Origin of the sequence: Kitasatospora sp. NPDC058492, from assembly GCF_042720685.1 — a bacterium.
Classification (GTDB): domain Bacteria; phylum Actinomycetota; class Actinomycetes; order Streptomycetales; family Streptomycetaceae; genus Kitasatospora.
Map to the genome: position 1 here is coordinate 18,614 of NZ_JBHXMU010000079.1, position 19,860 is coordinate 38,473.

General features: G+C 74.7%; 15 protein-coding genes. 3 read left to right on the forward strand and 12 right to left on the reverse strand.

The genetic code is table 11. The features are described from left to right. Positions 1–136: 136 nt before the first annotated feature. Positions 137–1,702: a PucR family transcriptional regulator gene (locus ACFWPI_RS34835; RefSeq protein ID WP_063347636.1), complete on the reverse strand. Its 1,566-nt coding sequence runs from the start codon at positions 1,700–1,702 to the stop codon at positions 137–139. A gap of 153 nt (positions 1,703–1,855) precedes the next feature. Then, entirely contained in the window at positions 1,856–3,952 is a 2,097-nt protein-coding gene (locus tag ACFWPI_RS34840) for an ATP-binding protein (protein ID WP_380378383.1), read from the reverse strand. A gap of 240 nt (positions 3,953–4,192) precedes the next feature. Here ACFWPI_RS34840 and gabT point away from each other — a divergent pair, with 240 nt between their 5' ends. After that, positions 4,193–5,533 carry a 4-aminobutyrate--2-oxoglutarate transaminase gene (gene gabT / locus ACFWPI_RS34845; RefSeq protein ID WP_380345341.1) on the forward strand — a complete coding sequence of 447 codons (1,341 nt, stop codon included), beginning with the start codon at positions 4,193–4,195 and terminating at the stop codon, positions 5,531–5,533. Between the two features lie 490 nt (positions 5,534–6,023). Beyond that, a complete protein-coding gene (locus tag ACFWPI_RS34850) occupies positions 6,024–6,695 on the forward strand; it encodes a phosphatase PAP2 family protein (RefSeq protein ID WP_380378385.1) in 672 nt (223 codons plus the stop codon). On the opposite strand, the gene ACFWPI_RS34855 is transcribed toward ACFWPI_RS34850, so the two are convergent. Continuing rightward, a complete protein-coding gene (locus ACFWPI_RS34855) occupies positions 6,668–7,000 on the reverse strand; it encodes a DUF2218 domain-containing protein (RefSeq protein WP_380345337.1) in 333 nt (110 codons plus the stop codon). The genes ACFWPI_RS34850 and ACFWPI_RS34855 overlap by 28 nt on opposite strands. Before the next feature lie 167 nt (positions 7,001–7,167). On the opposite strand from ACFWPI_RS34855, the gene ACFWPI_RS34860 reads away from it, so the two are divergent. Further along, on the forward strand, positions 7,168–7,782 hold the full coding sequence (locus ACFWPI_RS34860; protein WP_380378387.1) for a MarR family winged helix-turn-helix transcriptional regulator: 615 nt from the start codon (positions 7,168–7,170) through the stop codon (positions 7,780–7,782). A gap of 98 nt (positions 7,783–7,880) precedes the next feature. Here the strand turns inward: ACFWPI_RS34860 and ACFWPI_RS34865 are convergent, their stop codons facing one another. From ACFWPI_RS34865 to ACFWPI_RS34905, 9 genes are all read right to left on the reverse strand, one after another. Further along, on the reverse strand, positions 7,881–8,609 hold the full coding sequence (locus ACFWPI_RS34865; RefSeq protein WP_063351112.1) for a ZIP family metal transporter: 729 nt from the start codon (positions 8,607–8,609) through the stop codon (positions 7,881–7,883). A gap of 328 nt (positions 8,610–8,937) precedes the next feature. Further along, positions 8,938–10,644, reverse strand: coding sequence for a restriction endonuclease (locus ACFWPI_RS34870; protein ID WP_380378389.1), 1,707 nt, complete (start codon positions 10,642–10,644; stop codon positions 8,938–8,940). 114 nt (positions 10,645–10,758) lie between these two features. Further along, complete coding sequence (locus ACFWPI_RS34875) at positions 10,759–12,666, reverse strand: hypothetical protein (protein WP_380378390.1); 1,908 nt, start codon at positions 12,664–12,666, stop codon at positions 10,759–10,761. 271 nt (positions 12,667–12,937) lie between these two features. After that, entirely contained in the window at positions 12,938–13,252 is a 315-nt protein-coding gene (locus ACFWPI_RS34880) for a cupin domain-containing protein (RefSeq protein WP_380378392.1), read from the reverse strand. A 124-nt stretch (positions 13,253–13,376) separates the two neighbouring features. Further along, entirely contained in the window at positions 13,377–14,033 is a 657-nt protein-coding gene (locus ACFWPI_RS34885) for a YigZ family protein (RefSeq protein ID WP_063347643.1), read from the reverse strand. A 302-nt stretch (positions 14,034–14,335) separates the two neighbouring features. Further along, positions 14,336–15,625 carry a DUF6986 family protein gene (locus tag ACFWPI_RS34890; protein WP_380378394.1) on the reverse strand — a complete coding sequence of 430 codons (1,290 nt, stop codon included), beginning with the start codon at positions 15,623–15,625 and terminating at the stop codon, positions 14,336–14,338. A gap of 152 nt (positions 15,626–15,777) precedes the next feature. After that, positions 15,778–17,391: a DUF2637 domain-containing protein gene (locus ACFWPI_RS34895; RefSeq protein ID WP_380378396.1), complete on the reverse strand. Its 1,614-nt coding sequence runs from the start codon at positions 17,389–17,391 to the stop codon at positions 15,778–15,780. A gap of 201 nt (positions 17,392–17,592) precedes the next feature. Next, positions 17,593–18,258 (reverse strand): response regulator transcription factor, encoded by a 666-nt coding sequence (locus ACFWPI_RS34900; RefSeq protein ID WP_063347646.1) that lies wholly within the window; start codon positions 18,256–18,258, stop codon positions 17,593–17,595. Continuing rightward, positions 18,210–19,619, reverse strand: coding sequence for a sensor histidine kinase (locus ACFWPI_RS34905; RefSeq protein ID WP_380378398.1), 1,410 nt, complete (start codon positions 19,617–19,619; stop codon positions 18,210–18,212). Before ACFWPI_RS34905 ends, ACFWPI_RS34900 begins: the two co-directional genes overlap by 49 nt. Positions 19,620–19,860: the final 241 nt, after the last annotated feature.

Here is a 19,860-nt window from a genome sequence, read left to right on the forward strand (position 1 = left end):
AGGTGGGGCGGCGCACCGACCGGATTGGCCGACTCGGAGCGTTCGCCCCCGACGCTGCTCCATCCCGTCCAGGGCCTCCCGGGCCGAGCCCGGACGGGGCCCTGCCCGGTACGGCTCGGTGCGGCCCGGGTGCGACCTACTCCTCGCCGGAGCGCAGCGCCAGCCACAGCTCCATCCGCACGTCGGTGTCGTCCAGCGAACGCCCCAGCAGCTCCTCGACCCGCCGCATCCGGTAGCGCAGCGTGTGCCGGTGCACCCCGAGATCGGCCGCCGCCGCGTCCCACTGCCCGTGCCGGGACAGCCACGCCCGCAGCGAGGCCACCAGATCGCCGCGGGCCGTCCGGTCGTGCTCGCGCAGCGGCCGCAGCAGCCCCTCGGCGAACGCCGTCACCGCGTCCTCGCCGAGCAGCGGCAGCAGCGACCCCGCGCCGACCTCCTCGTGGTCCACCGACCGCCGGCCACCGCGCAGCGCCACCGCCAGCGCCCGCTCGGCCTGCGCGTGCGCCGTCCCCGCGTCCTCCAGCGCGGCCGGCGCCGACACGCCCAGCGACAGGCCCTCGTGCTCCTCCACCACGCCCAGACAGGCCCGGTGCACCGCCCCGTTGTCCAGCGCCAGCACCATCAGCCGCGCCCCGTGCGCGCCGTCCTCCCGCGCCACCAGCAGCTTCTCGCCCACCCGGGCGCCCGCCTGCTCGGCCCGGTCGCCCAGCTCCCCGAGCGCCTCCGCGGCCTCCGCGTTCGGCCCGGCCCCGGCCACCAGAACCCGTATCGTCCCCTCCGGCATACCGCCGAACAGCCCCAGCGCCACCTGGCGGGCCGTCGCCACCTCGCCCGCCAGCACCATCCGCAGCAGCGCCGCGCCCATCCGCTCCTCGGCCTGGCGCAGTTCGCGCGAACGCTCCAGCGTCAGGGTCAGCAGCGCCACCGCCGCGTTCAGCACGTACCGCTCGGTCGGGGTGATCCGGTCCTCGGTGCCCACCGCCAGGAAGCCCCGGGCCCGCCGGTCCGCCCCCAGCGACTGGACCACCACGTAGTCCTCGTCCGCCGTGTCGATCCCCGGCGCCCGCCCCTGCAACGCGGCGCTCGACGGCGCCGGACGCCGGCGCAGCCGGTCCACCTCCGCCGCCAGCCGCCCAGCCCGGCGCGCCGCCCAGTCCGGCGCCACCACCGACAGCGCCCCCGACCCGTCGTACAGCGCCGCCCAGCCGCCCAGCCGGGCCGCCAGCCGGCGCACCACCGCCGTCGTGCCGTCCTTGCCCAGCGCGGCCCGGGTCAGCTCCTCCTGCGCCTCGAAGGAGGTCGTCACCGCCTCGTACTGCTCCGCGGCCAGCGCCGCCGACACCACCTTGCTGATCGCGATGAACGGCGTCGGCTCCGGCACCCGCAGCAGCGGCAGCCCCCGCTGCGCGGCCGCGTCCACCAGCGGCTGCGGCACCTCCGTGTGCGACAGCCCCACCCCCAGGCCCAGCCCCACCACCCCGGCATCGGCCAGCCGGTGCACGTACGCCTGCAACTGGGCCGCCGTACGGCCCAGCTTGATCCCGGTGGTGAGCAGCAGCTCGCCACCCTCCAGGAACGGCGTCGGGTCGTCCAGCTCGCTGGTGTGCACCCAGCGGACCGGCCGCTCCAGGTGGTCCGCGCCGGCGAGGACCGTCAGATGGAGCGAACTGTTACGGACAACGGAGGCGAGTGTGGGGGGCATGGCACCTTCGGGGGATCGACCTGACCGCGCCGTTGCGGCCGGGCGAGGAGAGGGCAATGGGACAAGTGAGAGTCTCTCCCCCTCATTATGGACGCTCCGGACAACCGGCACTGCCGAATCCACCGTGAAGGCGAGCTTCCGCCCCGCGCCCCGTCAGCCCCGAAGATCCACCAGCAACGGCGGCACCTGCTCCCCCGACACCGCGGTCAACGACACCACCGCGTGCCCCGCCGGCAGCGCGTGCGCCAGATCCGACGGCGACCAGCGCAGGCGCTCCACGTCCCGCGTCGTCACCGACTCCGTCTGCGCCGCCGTCCCCGACAACGCCCGCCGCCCCAACCGCCCGGCCCGCCGCACCACGCCACCCGAGGTGTCGGGCGTGTGGGTCACCGCGGTCTCCTGCACCAGGTGCGTCCCCCAGGCCTCCGAGAACAGCCGGCCGTCCCACGGCGCGATCCCCGGGAACGCCATCCGGCAGCCGACCGCACCGAACAACGGCGCCCGCAGCGCCTCCGGCAGATCCACCAGCGTGCGCAGCAGCAGCACCGCGCCCGCGTTCGCCCCCCGCATCCGCTGCACCCCGCGCACGGCGGTCGCGTCCAGCGCCGCCGAGGCGTCGTCCACCACCAGGCCGGCGAACAGCGAACGGTCCGTACGGGCCCCCGCCGCCTGCACGAACTGACCCACCACCAACCGGGACAGCATCCGCGCGGCCTCCGGATGGCTGCGCTCCGGCAGCTTCACCCGCACCCGCAACGGATGGTCCAGCACCCGCATCGCGAACGGGGGCCGCCCCGTGCCGTCCGTCGCGAAGGCGCCCTCGAAGGCCGGCCGGTCCAGCAGCGCCAGCCGGTCCGCCAGCAGCGCCCCGGGATCGTCCGCCCGGCCGCGCTGACGCTCCCGGTGCTCCAGGTCCCGCTCGTACACGGCCAGCCGGCCCGCCACCCCGAGCGCCTTCACCAGAGCCGCCAGCACGTCCGGCTCGCCGGCCAGCAGCGCCCGCAGCTCCCGCACCCCCGGATAGCGGGCGTACGCGGCGTGGAACGGGCCCACCACCTGCTGCAGCGCCGTCCGGGCGTTCTCCGCGCGCGCCATCAACTCGTCCGGCAGCAGCGCCTCAGCCAGCCGGGCGGCCGCCTCGTCCGGATCCTGCGCCGCACCGTAGAGGTCCAGCCCGTACACCGACGCCGGATCACCGGGCGCGATCACCACGTCGTACCAGGCGTCCGGGCCCAGATCCGCGTCCGCCGCCCCCACCACCACCACACACGCGGTACCGGCCAGCGCCTGCAGACACAGCGCCTCCGCCACCGGCCGCGCCAGCCGCGCCGTCTTCCCCGTCCCCGCCGGACCCACCGCCAGCAGCGACGTGCCCAGCAGCGCCGGATCCAGCGCGAACCCGGCCGCCCGATGGCTCAGCGGGTTCTTCGGCACGTCCTGGGCCGTCCCCAGGCAGACCTGGCCCAGCAGCAGATCGTGCTGCTCAGCCCGGTCCGCCAGCTCCCGCGACTCCGAAGGGTGCGCGAAGGCCGCCCCACCGCGCGCCACCACCTGCTCGACGAAGGCCGGCACGAACGCCGGATCCGCCTGCGCCGACTCCCACGCCCGCTGGATCCGCACGTAGTCGACGTCCCCGACCGCCTCCCGCTCCAGCCGCCCCGCCGCCTCGGCCGCCCCGCCCTGCCGCAGCCCGCCCCACGGGTCCAGCCGCCGCACCACCTGGGCCACCGCCACGCCCTCCTCGGCAGGCTGCTCCTGCGTCACCGCCCGCGACAACAACGGCGACACGTACCGCCGCCACACCTCGGGCCAACGGCCCATCCGGCCGAAGAGCTTGATGACGACGCCGATCACCAGCGCGTTGACCACCAGCAGCGTGAACATGGCCTCGGACTCGGACGGCGACGCGAGCGGGCCGATGCCGGCCTGTCCGCCGAACCACACGAGCACGTACATCAGAAGCTGCGTGCCGTAGAGATAGGCGAACCACCCCACCACCGCGTTGAGGCCCGCCCGCAGGAGCAGCGGCCAGGCCGCGACCTGGGCCGCCTCCGCCCGTTCCGGGTCGAGCGGGCGGTAGCCCAGCCGGTAGACGCCGGGTTCGGCTTCCGGGCGCGGGGCCGCGGCCCAGGTGGGGAGGTCGAAGGCGGGGGCACCGTCGGTGCGGGTGCCGGGCCGTTGGCGGGGCATGGGGGCCGGGGGTCCGGTGGTGGTCCGATCGGTGTGGTGGTGTGCCCCGTCGTGCGCCATGTACGGCCCCGCTCCCTCGCCCGCCCGGCCCGATCGCCGTCGGTGCCGCCATACCCATGCCGCCGTACCGGCGACACGCCCGCGCTCAATGTAGTGGAGCGGGGCCTGCTGGTAGTCGCACCACCCGCGCTGGCCGTGCCGGACAAGTCGGACGGCTCAGTGCTACCGAGTGGCGCATGCCCGGCCGGGGAGGGCGGCCGTAGCCTGCGAAGCACCGAGCCGAGAAGTCTGGAGAACCCCATGAGCGCCGCAACGCCGCTCCCGCAGGAGCGCCGCCTGGTCACTGCGATCCCCGGTCCGAAGTCGCAGGAGCTGCAGGCCCGCAAGCTGGGTGCGGTGGCGGCCGGTGTCGGCACCACCCTGCCGGTGTACGTGTCCCGCGCCAACGGCGGCGTGCTGGAGGACGTGGACGGCAACTCGCTGATCGACTTCGGCTCCGGCATCGCCGTGACGAACGTCGGCAACAGCGCCGAGGCCGTGGTGGCGAAGGCGAGCGAGCAGCTGGCCGCTTTCACCCACACCTGTTTCATGGTGACCCCGTACGAGGGTTACGTGGCGGTCGCCGAGCAGCTGAACGAGCTGACCCCGGGTGACCACGACAAGCGCACCGCGCTGTTCAACTCGGGCGCCGAGGCGGTCGAGAACGCGGTGAAGGTGGCCCGCGCCTACACCAAGCGCACCGCCGTCGTGGTGTTCGACCACGGCTACCACGGCCGTACGAACCTGACCATGGGCCTGACGGCGAAGAACATGCCGTACAAGCAGGGCTTCGGCCCGTTCGCCCCGGAGATCTACCGGGTGCCGGTGGCCTACCCGTACCGCTGGCTGACGGGTGCGGAGAACTGCGCCGCCGAGGCCGCCGCGCAGGCGATCGAGATCATCAACAAGCAGATCGGCGCCGAGAACGTCGCCGCGATCATCATCGAGCCGATCCAGGGCGAGGGCGGCTTCATCGAGCCGGCCAAGGGCTTCCTGCCGGCGATCGTGGAGTACGCGAAGGCGAACGGCATCGTGTTCGTCGCGGACGAGATCCAGACCGGTTTCTGCCGTACCGGCCAGTGGTTCGCCTGTGAGGACGAGGGCATCGTCCCGGACCTGATCACCACCGCGAAGGGCATCGCCGGCGGTCTGCCGCTGGCGGCGGTGACCGGTCGCGCCGAGATCATGGACGCCGCGCACGCGGGCGGCCTGGGCGGCACCTACGGCGGCAACCCGGTGGCCTGTGCGGCCGCGCTGGGCGCCATCGAGACGATGAAGGAGCAGGACCTCAACGGCAAGGCGCAGCGGATCGGCGAGATCATGCTGGGCCGCCTGCGGGCGATGCAGGAGAAGTTCGACATCATCGGCGAGATCCGCGGCCGCGGCGCGATGATCGCCGTCGAGCTCGTGAAGCCGGGCGGCAAGGAGCCGAACGCGGAGGCCACCGCGGCCATCGCGAAGGCCTGCCACGCCGAGGGCCTGGTGGTGCTGACCGCCGGCACCTACGGCAACGTGCTGCGCTTCCTGCCGCCGCTGGTCATCGCGGAGCACCTCCTGGCCGAGGGCCTGGACATCCTGGAGGGCGCTTTCACCGCCGTCTGAGCGGTGTCGCCCGTCGGGTCGTGAACCCCCTCCGGAGGGTTGTCCGGACAGCGCTGAACGGCCCGTGGGGACCTCTGGTCCTCGCGGGCCGTTCGGTTGTCACCGGCCGGTCGGACGGGCCCGACGCCCGGCCGGGCCAGGTCGTCGGGGCTCCCGGAGGGCCGCCCGGGGCGGGGTGAAGATGATGTGGGGAATCGCTGAAGGCGCTCGGCGCGGAAGGGGTGTTGACGTAGTGTCATCACCGATGGACAGCGAGCCGCAGCCGTGGGCGGAGCCGCTTGCGGGGTCGCCCCCGACGGCGGGTCCGCATGCGTGCCGCGAGGACAACCAGGCCGCCCCGGGAGGGGTGGCGCCCACCGAAGACCGATCGACCGACCGTCCGACCCACACCCCCCGGGGCGCACGGAACGGCGATCATCAGAGCCGCCCCGGAGCTCTCCCCCCTGCTCCGGGGCGGCTGTCCGGCGTTCCGGGCCGGGTGGCCCGTTCGGTGGCCGTGCCGCTGACGGCGGCGGTCGTCCTGTTGTTGGTGTCGTGGCAGGTGGCGGCGGACGGCCCGCTGCTCGGATGGGACCGCGCGGTCCGCGGAGCCGTCCGGAGCGCCCACCGGGACCACCCCAGCGTGCTGCTGGACCAGCTGGGCCAGGTCCTGTCCGACCTGGGCGACAGTGTGCCCGCGATCCCGGTGCTGCTGACGGTCGGCGTGCTGGCCGCGTGGCGGTGGCGCCGGACGGGGGCGGCGGGGCGCTGGTGGCTGCCGCTGCCGGTGGCGGCGCTGACCGCCGGACTGATCCCGCTGCTGGTGGTGCCGGCCAAGGCGGCGTTCGCCCGGCCGGGCCCGCTCGGTGATCCGCTGACACCGGGGCAGTGGGGCTGGTACCCGTCCGGGCACACCGCCACCGCGTCGCTCTCGTACGGGGTGGCGGCGCTGCTGCTGGTGCGGGTGGCGGGGCCGTGGGCGGCGCGTCTGCTGACGGCGGGCGCGGTGCTGCTGGCGGTGGGCGTCGGCGCGGGGCTGGTGTGGAGCGACTTCCACTGGCTGCTGGACGTGGTGGCCAGCTGGTGCCTGGCCGCCCTGGTGCTGTGGGGGCTGGCCCGGTGGCTGCCCCGGCCGGGCGGCGGGGGCGGCGGCGGTCAGGCCTCGGGGTCGTCGTTGCGGTGAACGAGGCCGGTCTCGCCGTTGTCGCGGTGCCATTCGATGACGAGTTCGTCGCGGGCGCCGAAGCGGACGAGGTGGCGGCCGACGACGTCCTCCAGGCCGGGCAGGTTCTCCCGCTCGCCCTCGACGGTGAGCAGCAGCGCGTCGGGCTGGGCTTCCAGGGTGGCGGTGCCGGCGCCGAAGACCAGGGTGCCGCGGCCGGTCTCCTCGGAGAAGGTGGCCTCGATCTTGCGGCCCATGTGGGCGGCGAGCTGCTTGGCGTAGCGGGTGGGGCGGTCGGTGGTGACGCGGGCTTCGGAGCGGGGCACGGGCCCTCCAGGATCCTGGGAGGGAACTTAGGGTCCCCTCAGTTGGAGCTACGCTAACCCAGGTACTGAGCCAAGCTCAACATTTTTCTCCGGGTGCCGTCCGCTGTCGGCCGCCGGCCCCGGACCGGCCGATACCCTGGGGCGGACGCCTGCCGAGGAGACCGCCGATGACCACCACGCCGACCGACCCGGCGGACCCCTCCCTCGGCCCGCCCGGCGCCCCTGCCGAGGCGACCGCCTCGGACACCACGGCTTCGGACGCGGCCTCGGACACCGCCGCCTCGGACACCACGGCCTCGGACACCGCCGCCGAGCTGGCCGACACGATGACCAGGGCGATCAAGCGGATCCGTCGGCAGACCGGGTGGCGGCTGGAGCCGTACGGCATCACCCCCGGCCAGGCCCGGGCGCTGAACACCCTGGCCCACGCGCCCGGCTGCGAGCTGCCGGACCGCGCGATGCGGCTGAGCGACCTCGCCGAGCGGCTGCACATCGCCCCGCGCTCGGCGACCACCGTGGTCGACGCACTGGAGGAGGCCGGCCTGGTCGAGCGCAGGCCCGATCCGGCCGACCGGCGGGCGGTCCGGATCCTGCTGACCGAGGCGGGCCGCGCAGCGGTGGAACGGATCGGGCAGGTCCGGCACGAGGTGGCCCAGGAGTACTTCGGCGAGGTCGGTCCCGACGAGCAGGAAGTGCTGCTGCGAGTGCTGCGCGCCGCCGAGGCCCGCTTCCTCGCAGCCGGTCCACCACCGCGGACGGCGCCCCCGGGCGCAGCGCGGTGACGCGGGAGCGGTCGGCGACGCGAGGCGGCCCGCCGCGTTAGGCCCCGTCCCGTTTCGGCCCGTTCCGTTTCGGCCCGTTCCGGCCTGCCCTGCCGGGCCTAGGTGGCGAGGCCGATCACCAGCCACATGAACCCCACCCCGGCGACGGTGCAGAGCAGGGTGCTGCGGGAGGGGTGCGGGCTGTGGGCCTCCGGGAGGATGTCGGAGGTCGCCAGGTAGAGCAGGAACCCGGAGAAGAAGCCGAGGTAGAGGCCGAGCAGGTGCTCGGGGATGGTGAAGGCCAGGGTGATCGCGGCGCCGGACACCGGGGCCAGCGCGTCCGCCGCGAGCAGCGTCAGCGCCCGCCGCCGGTTGTTCCCGTAGAGCCGGGTGATCGTGTACGTGTTGAAGCCGTCGGCGAAGTCGTGGGCGACGACGGCGATGGCGACGACCGTTCCGACCGTGGTGCCGGCCTGGAAGGCGGCGCCGATCGCGAAGCCGTCCATCACGCTGTGCCCGACCAAGGCCAGCGCGGCGGTCAGGCCGACGCCCTGGCGCCCGGCGTGGTGGGCGTGCGCGTGCTGGTGGCCGTGGGTGTGCTCGGCGTACTCGCTCTCGTGGCCGCGGTGGATGGCGACCGCGCGTTCGACCACGTGGATGGTGAGGAAACCGACCGCGAACATCAGCAGCGCCTGCGGCACGCCGTGCACCTCGTCCGGTGCCTGGCGCATGGCCTCGGGCAGCAGGTCGAAGGCGACCACGCCGAGCATGAGGCCGGCGGCGAAGCCGAGCACGAGGTGGCGGCGGTCGCCGGTGCGCTGGGCGACGAAGCCGCCGATCAGGGTCATCAGGAACGCCCCGGCGGCGACCAGGACGGCGGTCACCGGGCCGCCTCCGGGTGGGTCGATCCGCTGTGCGGGCGCCGGCGGGTGCCGCCGTGTGGTCTGCCGGGCGCTCTGCCCATTCCTCTCCCCCTGGGGTCCGCCCGTGGCCGGGCCGACCGCCGACCGTATCGGACGACCGTTCGACGGTGATCGCCCGGGGTGCCGCTGCTCCGCCGGTGCCCGTTCCCCAGCCTCGGGTCGGGTGCGGGGGCGCGCCCGCCGGGCGGTCCGTCGGGGTGAGCTGCGAGGACGGGAACGGGGACGAGGGTGGGGGCGGGGACCGGAGGTGGGGTCAGCGGCCGGCGGCGAGGGGCAGGCCGAGGTGGGTGCGGGCGAGTTCGCTCACGCCGTCGCCGTCGACCAGGTGGATGTGGCGGTGGCTCTCCTCGCCCGTGAGGTCGAGGGCCTCGTCGGCGAAGCGGCCGGTGGTCAGCCGCAGGCCGCGCTCGGCGGACTCCTCCTGAACGGCCTCGGCCAGGGTGACGATCTCCTCCGCGCTGACCGGCGCGGCGCCCCGGGAGGCCCAGACCACCCAGCGGCCGGGCAGCGCACTGCCCGGGGCCCCCTCGCCGGTGGCGACCAGTCCGGCCGGGCCGCGCAGCCGCACGCTCCACTCGGCGAGCCCGCCGCGGGTGAGCAGGTCGCGCACCAGCTGGGCGAACTCGTTCGCGGACAGGTCGGGTGCGGCCGGTACGGCGGCACCCGCCTGCGCGGCGGGCTGCACGCCCACGCGGCCGTACGGGTCCGGGGTGACGGCGGCGCCGAGCTGGCGCAGCCGGACGAGCGCCTCGTCCTGCTCGGCGTCGGCGTAGACGCCTTCGTCGTCGCGCTCCTCGTACGGGGTGGCGGGCGGCAGCAGCCGGGTGCGGGCCAGTGCGTCGCGGTCGGCGTCCACGCTGACCAGGCACAGCGGCTCGGCGGTGCCGGGCTCGCGCAGCCAGCCGTTGAGCACGACGCCCGCGAGTATCTCGTCGGTGTCGACGGCGTCGGCGGCCTGGAGGGCGCGCAGGGCGAGCCGGGCGACCAGGCGCAGATAGTCGGTGGCCCGGTCCGCCGGCGGGCGCGGGACCGGGACGATGTCGCCGTCCGGGGCGAGCCGGTAGCCGGTGAGCGAGGGCACCAGGTCGAGCGGCGGCAGGTCGAGGTCCAGCACGGCGGTGCGGGTGAGCGGGCGGAAGACCGCCCGGCAGGGGGCGGGCAGGTCCTGGGTGGCGGTCTCGGCCGCGGCGAGCGCCCGCTCCAGCAGTGACTCCACGGCGGCCGGCTCGGACAGCCGGTAGGCCCGTCGGCACTCCTCCAGGCTCTCGTTGTACTCGCGCACGGCTCGGGCCCGGGCCTCCTCGGCCGCCTCGTGGACGCGCCGGGACTCGTCTGCGGCCGGGTTGTCGGCCTCGGCCCGGCGGGTGCGCCACTCGCGCAGGGAACGCTGGTGGGCCAGCCGGGCCTGGGCGAGTTCGCGCTGGTAACCGGAGTCGAGCAGGCGACGGGCCGGGGCGCCGTCGGGGTCGGCGGTGGCCGGCCCGGCGGGCGCGAAGTCCGCCCAGCGGGGCTCGGCCTCGCTGCCGGTCTGCGGCCCGTCGGCCGGGTAGGGGCGGGGCTCGTAGTGGCGCAGCTGGCTCTCGAAGTCCATGGCCGAGACGGGCAGTGCGGCCCGCCGGAGCAGGTCGGCCAGCCGGTCGTGCTCGGCCTGGACGGTGAGCGTGCGGTGGTGGGTCAGGGCGGCGGCCCGGCCGTGGGCGGCGATGGACTCCTCAGGCTCGGCCGGGCCGCCGCTGGACACACCACCGCCGGACCCGCCACCACCGGACGCGCCGTCATCGGGCATGCCGTCACCGGGCGTACCGGGGGCGACCGGGCCGGGGTCGGCGGCGTCCGGGTCCAGGCCCTGGCCCTGTCCCTGGTCGGTGTTGAACTCTCTGAAGACCGAGGCGAGGAAGCCCGGCCGGGGGAACTGGACGGTGGCGGTGCCGTCGGGCTGGCCGTCTGCTGAGTGCTGCATCGGTCGTCGTTCCCCCATGCTCGTCCGGCGCCTGCCCGGGGCGGCCGGCGACCCTGCGGCCCGCCCCTGCCGGACATTGTCCACCGAACGGGCGGCAGTGGTCAGCCCAGCCTCTCAGTTGGTCCGGGTGTTGGTCAGGTGCAGGCCGATGTAGCCGACATAGATCCGGCCACTGCCCGAGCAGTCGTCCAGGTAGTGCAGCCGGGGCGCGGTACGGCCGCCGCCGATCCGCAGGTGTGCGCCCATGAAGGCGCGCCGGGAGGCGTCCACGCTCTCCGGGACGGGCAGCATCCGTTCGCGCTTCCACTTGGTGTGGCTGAACACCGTCCGGGACTCCCCGCGCACCGCCTTGCGGGGCGGGAAGTGGTGGCAGCCCTCCGGGGTGTGCTCGCACCACTGCTTGAAGTCGCCGCCGGCCGCGCCGCGGACCGCCGCCTCGGCGTACTCCTGAAGGGCGGTCAGCCCGTCCCAGGCGAGCCGGGCCCAGCCCGCGCCGGAGCACCGGAGACCGTCCAGGGCGAGCGCGTTCTTCTGGTCACCGGTGAAGGTCAACAGCGTGAACTCGTCGATCCTGGCCATGAGTTCGGTGAAGGTCTCCGGTTTTCCGGGCCGGGCGGACGGCTTGGCGGCGAAGTGCCCGGCGGTGCCCTGGAGGATGCAGTGGCGCCCGGTGAGGGCGCGGGAGCCGGCCCGTACGTGGCCGTCCCGGCCGTCCCGGCCGTCGTGGCGCTCGCGGAGCTCCGGACGGTCGCGGCCCTCATGACCCTCGCGGCCGTCCTGCTTGTCCCGGCTGTCCCGACCCACGCGGTTGTCCCGGCGCTCGTGGCGCAGGGTGCGCCGGACCCGCTCCAGCTCGTCGGCCCTGGCCTGCTGCTCGGCGCGGTCCTGCTGCTCCTCCCGGACGAGCGCGGCCAGCTCGGCGCGGGCGGCGGCCTGGTCCCCGGCCGGGCTGACGGCCGCACGGGGCGGCGCCGGGGCGACCCGCAGCACCGGGACGGCCGCCAGCGGGGGCGGCAGCGGCAGGTCGGCGGCGAGCCGGCGCGGCTCGCGGGCGAGCAGCCCGGCCGCGCGGCGGAGGTCCTGCTCTATTCGCCCCCGGGCGAGCACCGGGTGCCGGGCGCCGTCGCACCGGGAGGCGGGGTCCACCTCGGGCAGGTAGGTGCGCACCGCTCCGCCGTAGACGCTGTGGTACTCCAGCGCGACGTTGAACCCGGTCCGGGCGCCCGGGTCCAGGACGTAGGCGGTGGCCAGGCCGGGAAGCTGGTGGCAGAGCGGGCGGACGACGTCCTCGACCCAGCGGTCGAGCGGGAGGTTCACCGGGACGCTGGCGACCACGACGGGCAGCCGGCGCTCCGGGTCGCAGAGTTCGTCGATCAGGCCGTCGACCTCGCCGACGGTGATCACCCGGGGGGCCGGGTGGACGGCGGCCGGGCCGTCGGTGGCGTCGAGCAGCGGCAGGAGGGTGCGGGCGAGTTCGGGCACCGGCACCCGGCAAGGGGTCCGCACGCCGTTGCCGGTGCTGTGCGTCTCGGCCTCCAGCCGGACCCAGGTGGGGCCGTCGGCCGCGGTGGCCACGGTCAGGGTGAGCTGCTGGGTGCCGTGCGGGGTCGGGGTGCGCAGGCGTCGGCGGTCGTAGCGGCCGGCGGCCGGGCCGCCGCGCAGCGGGCCCTGGTCGCGGTCGAGCAGGACGCGGTCGCCCAGGCGCAGTCGCTCGGCGGCGGGGGCCGATCGGGGCTGCGCCGGTCCGGACGTCGTCAGCCCAGGGGGCGTCAGTTCGGGCGGTTTCGGTCGGGTTGGAGCCGTCCCCGTCGAGGTCGCTCCGGCCGGGGGCGGCCCGGTGAGGGCGCGGGGAGCCGGCGGGGGCTCCTCGCAGCCTTCCTGTTTCAGCCAGGCGGCGAGCTGCTCGTCGGCCAGGGCGACGGCCTCGCGGTGCGGGAGGGCGGTGGTGACGGTCATCCGGTAGGGCGTCGCGGGGCCGGTCAGGTCGGCGCCGGCGGGCGACGAAAAGCGGTCTGAGGTCATGCGCATACCTCCGTGGTACGGGGTGGGGTCTGGTGTCCTCCATCGATGGGTTATTCGTCCGGTTCGGCCGGATCCTTGCCCAGGAAACGCCACGGCCCGGAGCGGAAGTTCCAACTCCGGGCCACGTCAATACGTTCGGGTGAATCTGCTCAAGCCGTGCACCGCGTGGCGCGGCTCCCGGGCCCGACCCGCCCTCGCCGCCAGACGGCGGACGGCGGGCGACGGGGCACGGGCGACAGCGCCGGAGCAGCCCTGGTCAGACCTCAGCAGGTCAGGCCTCGGCGGGCCGGGCGCCGCTGCGACTCCACGCGGGCTCCACGACCGGCACCGCCAACGGGCAACCGGCCGGGGCGGCGTAGCTCGCGATCAGCACCACGGGCTCGTCCCCGAGGTTGCGCCCCACGTGGACGTGGACCGGTCCGGCCTCCTCGACCAGCGAGTCCCCGGCCCGGCTGACCTCGACCCGGCCGTCGTGCAGGGTCCGGGTCAGCGTCCCGGACAGCACCACCACGTCCACCCGGCCCGGGTGGTAGTGCCAGCCGGTGCTGGCCCCCGGCGGCAGGGTGACGGTCTGGACGACGGGCATCTCGGGGCGGCTTCCTGCTCGACGACCGGACCAGGCTAGGCACGCCCCGCAAGGCTCCGAAACGGATCGGCCGCGATCTGGCCGAATAGGTGGCCGAAAGCGCCGCCGCCCGCCTGCTCCGGCATCAGACCGGCACCTCGACGTACGTCCGGCCGGCCGGGACCGCGACGGCGGTACCGCCGGTCGCCTCGGCCAGCCAGGCGTGGAAGGCCGACACCTCCGGCTGCGGCACACCCACCTCGATCCGCACCCCGGCCGGCTCGTAGGCCAGGTCGCTCACCGTGTAGCCGGCCGCCCGCAGGTCGTTCTCCACCCGCCCGGCGCGCACGTGGTCGGCCGTCACCGCGAGCAGGGCCACCGGCCGCCGCTCCAGCAGACCGATCTCGTCCACCGCCTCGGACACCGCGTTGCCGTACGCCCGCACCAGGCCGCCCGCACCGAGCTTGATGCCGCCGAAGTACCTGGTCACCACGGCGGCGGTGTCGGTCAGGCCGCGCCGGCGCAGCACCTCCAGCATCGGCACCCCGGCGGTGCCGCCGGGCTCGCCGTCGTCGCTGGAGCGTTCGCGGCGCTGCTCGTCGCCGACCACGAAGGCGGTGCAGTTGTGCCGCGCGTCCCAGTACTGCTTGCGGATGCCGGCGATGAAGGCCTGCGCCTCCTCCTCGTCGGCGACCCGGGCGAGGTGGCAGATGAACCGGGACTTCTTGATCTCGGTCTCGTGGCTGCCGGCCCGCCGGATGGTGAGGTACGGCCTGGCGGTCGGTTCCGGCGTGGCGGACATGACGCGGTGGTTCTCCCGGAAACGGCGACGGCTGGCGGCGCGCACCCCGGGCCTCCCGGGGCGGCACCGCCAGCCTACGGCGTGTCGTGTGGATCAGGCCGAGACCGCGGCGTCAGGGCACGCACCTCGCCGCGTTGTCGTCGGTCGCCGATGGCCCCCAGCCTCCGGCCGGGAGGTGCCCCCACCGCATGGACCCCCTCCTCCGCCTTGCGATGCACGCACCCTGACGCCGCAGTCCGATCCGGCCTGATCCACAAGACACGCCCTAAGCCCTGGCCGGGCTTCGTCGGCCGGTCGCGGGGTCAGCGCCCGGCCAGAGTGTCCAGCCGGGCGCGGTCCAGGCCGGTCAGCGCGGTGACCTCGGCCGGGTCGACGGCGCCGCAGTCCAGGCCGCGCAGCAGGTAGCCGCTGAGCGCCCGGGCGGTGGCCGGCTCGTCCATCACGTCGCCACCGGCCTTGGCGACGTACGCGGCCAGCCGGGCTGCGGCGGCCGCCAGGCCCTCGCGGTAGAAGGAGTACACCGCGACGTAGCGGGTCGGCAGGTGCGCCGGGTGCATGTCCCAGCCCTGGTAGTAGGCGCGGGCCAGCGAGCGGCGGACCAGGTCGTGATGCAGCTTCCAGGCGGCGTGCACCTGTTCGGTGGAGCCGGTCGGGATGACGTTGGTCGAGCCGTCGGAGAGTCGGACGCCGGTGCCGGCTGCGGCCACCTGCATGACCGCCTTCGCGTGGTCGGCGACCGGGTGGTCCATGCTCTGGTGGGCCGCGCTGACGCCGCAGGAGGCGCTGTAGTCGAAGGTGCCGTAGTGCAGCCCGGTGGCGCGGCCTTCGGCGGCCTCGATCATCCGGGCCACGGTGGCCCGGCCGTCCGGGCCGAGGATGGCCTGCGTGGTCTCGATCTGGATCTCGAAGCCGATCCGGCCGGCGGGCAGCCCGGCGCGGCGCTCGAAGTCCTCCAGCAGCCGGACCAGCGCGGTGACCTGCTCGGCGTAGGTCACCTTGGGCAGGGTGAGGACCAGGCCGTCCGGCAGGCCGCCGCCGGCCAGCAGGGTGGCCAGGAACAGTTCCAGGGTGCGGATGCCGCGGTTGCGGACGGCCGCCTCCATGCACTTGATCCGGATGCCGAGGTACGGCGGCGCGGCGCCCTCGGCCACGGCGGCGGCGACCAGTTCGGCCGCGCGGACGGCGGCGGCGTCCTCCTCGGCGTCCGGGCGGGGTCCGTAGCCGTCCTCGAAGTCGATCCGCAGGTCCTCGACCGGCTCGCGCTCCAGCTTGGCGCGGACCCGGGCGTGCACGTCGGCGAGCAGCTCGTCGTCGGCCAGGCCGAGGGCGCGGGCCAGCTCGGCGGGGGTGCCGGCGTGGGTGTCGAAGGCCTCCAGAGCCTGGCGGCCCCACTCCCGTACGGTGTCGGCGGCGAAGGCGTCGGCCGGGACGTAGACGGTGTGCACCGGCTGCCTGGTACCGGTGTCGCCGGGATAGCGGCGCGCCAGGTCGGCGTCGACCGGGGCGAGCAGCGCCTCCACGGCGGCGCGGGCGGTGGCGGAGAAGGAGGCCCCGCCCGTCGGTCCGTTACCGTCGACCTCGACCTGCGACATCCGCACTCCTCCACGCCGGACCAGCACTTCAACAATTTGTTGAGGAGAAGGTAGCTCCGGCCGGATCGGGCGTCAACGGCCGACCGAGCGGTGGACGGAGAAGCGTTCGACGGAGGAACGTTCCACGGGGCGTCCGGCCGAGGCGGCCCGGGTCAGTCCCTCCCGGCGGCGGCGTAGCGGTCGCGCAGCTGCGGGTAGAGCTCGGCGACGTCCTTGGGGTGGACCGAGCCGTCCGGGCGGTTGCCGGTGACGCCGTACTGCTTGGTCAGCCACTCGGCGAGGCGCTGCGGGTCGGGCTGGTGCTCGTGGTTGTCCATGTAGCTGACCAGGGCGTCATAGGCCAGGTCCGGATCCAGCCGGGACGGGGCCGAGCGCGGCGCGGACTCCTCGTCGTGGACGGGGGGCTGCTCGGCCGCAACGAACTGCTCGCCGTGGACGGGCTGCTCGGCCGGAGCGGGCTGCCCAGCCGGAAGGGGCTGCCCCGGGTGGCGGGGCTGCGGCTCGGCGGCGAACCCCGCATCCTGGGCGACCTGGGCCTGGGGCTGCTGCGGGAGGACCGGCTCCTCGGCGACCGGACGCGGGGGTTTGAACCACGGCGAGGCCTGGCCGGGCACCCGCCCGCCGGGGGCGGCGTCGGACGGGTGGCCCGTGGTGCGCACCGGGCGCTCGGTCCACACGTTCAGCTCCTCGCGGTGCGGCTGCGGGGCCTCCTCCGCCACGCCGTTCGGCTCCTGCGCGGCACGCAGCCGGACGGCTGCCAGCTTCGCCAGCATCGGCGCGGCCACCTCGGCGGACATCGGCGCGACGGCGACCGGAGCCGGGGCCGCGGCCGGTTCGGGCTGGGGCTGGGGCTGGGGCTGGACGTGGGTCTGAGCCTGGGCCTGGGATTGGGGCTGGACCTGCGGTATCTGCTGCGCCTGCCGGGCCGGCTCCGGGCGGGCCGAAGCCGAAGCGGGGGCGGCGGCGACGGGAGCCGCGGGGGCGGCGGCCTCGGCCGGGGCGATGGCCGTGGCGGCGCGGCCGTCCTGCCGCTGGAGCTCCAGCGCCTCCTTCTCCGCCAGAGCCTCCCGGGCCTCGCGCTCGCGCGCCTCCTCGTCCAGACGGTCGAACAGCGTCGGGTCGAGCGGCACCCCGTACTTGGCCAGCTTGAGCGGCAGCAGGGCCTGGATCGGCGCCGAGCGGCGCCAGCCGCGGCCGTACCGGAAACGCAGCTGCGCCCGGTAGACCAGGCGGTTCTGCTCCAGCCGGACGACCTCGTCGTAGGAGCGCAGCTCCCAGAGCTTCATCCGGCGCCAGAGCTTGAAGGTCGGCACCGGGGAGAGCAGCCAGCGCATCATCCGGACCGAGTCCATGTGCCGGTCGACCGTGATCGCCGCGATCCGGCCGACCGCGTGCCGGGAGGCCTCGACCACGACCACGAAGAGCACCGGGATGACGGCGTGCATCCCCATGCCGAGCGGATCGCCCCAGGAGGCGGCCGCGTTGAAGGCGATGGTGGCGACGGTCAGCACCCAGGCGGTCTGCCGCAGCATCGGGAAGGGAATCCGCAGCCAGGTCAGTACCAGGTCGAGCGAGAGGAGCACGACGATGCCGGCGTCGACGCCGATCGGGAAGGCGTAGGAGAAGGCCCCGAAGCCCTTCTCCTGGGCCAGTTCGCGCACCGCGTTGTACGAGCCCGCGAAGCCGATGCCCGAGATGATGCAGGCGCCGGCCGCGACCAGGCCGAGCAGGCCCCGATGGGCCTTGGTGAGCGTTGGGCGTGCCATTACGTCTATCAACCCCTGGATGTCGGCTGCTGCCGTACGCTGCCTCGGCTGCCGGTTCCCGCTTGTCGGGGCGCCGGACGGCTGAGCGACCTCCGGGCTCGGCCCACCGGAGTTTACTCGTACACCTGTTTCAGCGTTTCCGCAGCCTGGCGTGTCACCGTCCGGGGCTGACGACCCGCCCGCCGTGGACCGGGCGGATCGTCAGCCCTTCGGCCCGGCCGTTCCGTTGAGGTAGGTCAGCACCGCGAGCACCCGGCGGTTGGCATCCTCGGCGGGGGCCAGTTCGAGCTTGGTGAAGATGTTGGCGATGTGCTTGGCCACCGCACCGTCGCTGACCGCCAGGCGGGCGGCGATCGCCGAGTTGGAGCAGCCCTCGGCCATCAGCTCCAGCACCTCGCGCTCGCGCGGGGACAGCCGCAGCAACGGGCCGGGCCGACGCGAGGTGATCTGCATCAGCTTCGCGATCACGTCCGGGTCCATCGCCGTTCCGCCGGCCGCCACCCGGCGGACCGCGTCGATGAACTGGTCGGCGTTGAACACCCGGTCCTTCAGCAGGTATCCGATCCCGCCGGTGCCGTCGGCCAGCAGCTCGCGCGCGTACAGCTGCTGAACGTGCTGCGACAGCACCAGCACCGGCAAACCCTGGATCTCCTTGCGGGCCTTCAGCGCCGCCTGCAGCCCCTCGTCGGTGAGCGTCGGGGGCAGCCGGACGTCGACCACGGCCACGTCCGGCCGGTGGGTCAGCAACGCCTCCAGCAGTTCGGGGCCCGTCTCCACGGCCGCGGCGATGGTGAAACCGTGCGCCTCCAGCAGTCGGATCAGGCCTTCGCGAAGGAGGTAGAGGTCCTCGGCGAGGACAACTCGCACGGCAGCTCCAAGGTGATGGTGGTCGGACCGCCCGACGTGCTGTCGATGGCGAGGACACCGTCGAAGGTACCCAATCGCCGCTCGATCCCGCGCAGGCCGGTGCCCCGGGACGGATCCGCCACACCCACCCCGTCGTCCGTCACCGTGATCCGCAGGAGCCCGGCCCGGTACAGGATGTCCACCCACACCTGCTCCGCCCCGGAGTGCTTGGCCGCATTGGCCAGCAGCTCACAGATGCTGAAGTAGGCCGCCGCCTCCACCGGCGCCGGCGGACGGTCCGGCAGGCTCACGCACACCTCGGTCGGCAGGGCGCTGTCCAGCGCCAAGGCGCGCACGGCGTCGCCCAGTCCACGCTCGGCGAGCACCGGCGGGTGAATGCCGCGGACCAGGTCCCGCAGTTCCTGGAGCGCCCGGGCCGAGGACTGCCGCGCCTCGGAGAGCAGTTCCCGAGCGGCCGCCTGGTCGGTGTCCATCAGGTGCTCGATGGTGCCCAGCGTCATCCCTATCGCGACCAGTCGCGCCTGCGCGCCGTCGTGCAGGTCCCGCTCGATCCGCCGCAGCTCCGCCGCCTGGTCGCCGACCGCGTCCGCCCTGGTCTCGGTCAGCTCGGCCACCCGCCTGGTCAGCTGGGCGTGCGTCGCCCGGCCGTCCTGGTCCAGTACCCGGCGGGCCGCCTCGGCGTACCCCCGCACCGCGTACGGCGCCACGAGCACCCCGACCGCCACCATGCCGAGCCCGAGCACGGCGCTCAGCAGGACCGACACCAGGCGTGCGGGCACCGGCCCGAACCCGTCCACAGACAGCGGCGTCAGGATGCAGGCCACGCCCAGCACCATCAGGACGGCCACCGGGCCCGCCAGCGCCACCACCAGGGCGGGGCTGATGGCCAGCCAGGCCACCTCCGACCGGGTCGTCCGGTCCCGGGCGCCCCAGTGCAGCAGTTGCGCGTACTTCGCGACCATCCGGGAGCGGTGGTACGAGTAGCCCGTCCACCAGTGCCCGCGTTCGTCCAGCTCCAACGCGGGCCGTGGCTGGTACACGGCCGGCAGGCGGATGCCGTACCAGCGCTCCAGCTGCTGGCGCGTCCGGCTCGCCGTGCGGCGCACGAACAGAGCCGCCACCAGGGCGCCGGCGACGGCCGCCACCGCGAGGCCGAACAGGACCACCGGGTAGTAGGAATCCTGGAAGACCGAGGCCGTGACCCCACCCGCCGCCATCGCCGCCCCCACCGGCAGCATCAGCCCCGGCACCGCGCCCACCACCAGGAGAGCCAGCCGCGCCAGCCCCTGGCCGCCCGACGCGACGGCCGCCTCGGTCTGCGCGCGCACCGTCGCACCGCTCGTTCGACTCGCTGTTGCCACGGAAGCTCCTGATGCCGGTCTCGATCGTCCTCCACAAGTGTTCACGAACGACCCGCTCCAGGCACTGGCCATGCCACCCCAATTGCGAGGTGGTCCTAGCACCACCTGCGGGTGGACATAGCCCGAGCGGATTTTTGAGATTGTCTGGAAATGCAAAGAACCCCCATCCGGTTTCCCGGATGGGGGTTCTCTGTGAATGATTGTTCGGCGGCGTCCTACTCTCCCACAGGGTCCCCCCTGC

Coding starts and splice junctions, on each gene's coding strand:
- ACFWPI_RS34870 (WP_380378389.1), bottom strand. CDS start 10,644: ATGCAGCACTCAGCAGACGGCCAGCCCGACGGCACCGCCACCGTCCAG.
- ACFWPI_RS34875 (WP_380378390.1), bottom strand. CDS start 12,666: ATGACCTCAGACCGCTTTTCGTCGCCCGCCGGCGCCGACCTGACCGGC.
- gabT (WP_380345341.1), top strand. CDS start 4,193: ATGAGCGCCGCAACGCCGCTCCCGCAGGAGCGCCGCCTGGTCACTGCG.
- ACFWPI_RS34865 (WP_063351112.1), bottom strand. CDS start 8,609: ATGACCCTGATCGGCGGCTTCGTCGCCCAGCGCACCGGCGACCGCCGC.
- ACFWPI_RS34880 (WP_380378392.1), bottom strand. CDS start 13,252: ATGCCCGTCGTCCAGACCGTCACCCTGCCGCCGGGGGCCAGCACCGGC.
- ACFWPI_RS34840 (WP_380378383.1), bottom strand. CDS start 3,952: ATGGCGCACGACGGGGCACACCACCACACCGATCGGACCACCACCGGA.
- ACFWPI_RS34895 (WP_380378396.1), bottom strand. CDS start 17,391: ATGGCACGCCCAACGCTCACCAAGGCCCATCGGGGCCTGCTCGGCCTG.
- ACFWPI_RS34835 (WP_063347636.1), bottom strand. CDS start 1,702: ATGCCCCCCACACTCGCCTCCGTTGTCCGTAACAGTTCGCTCCATCTG.
- ACFWPI_RS34890 (WP_380378394.1), bottom strand. CDS start 15,625: ATGTCGCAGGTCGAGGTCGACGGTAACGGACCGACGGGCGGGGCCTCC.
- ACFWPI_RS34885 (WP_063347643.1), bottom strand. CDS start 14,033: ATGTCCGCCACGCCGGAACCGACCGCCAGGCCGTACCTCACCATCCGG.
- ACFWPI_RS34860 (WP_380378387.1), top strand. CDS start 7,168: ATGACCACCACGCCGACCGACCCGGCGGACCCCTCCCTCGGCCCGCCC.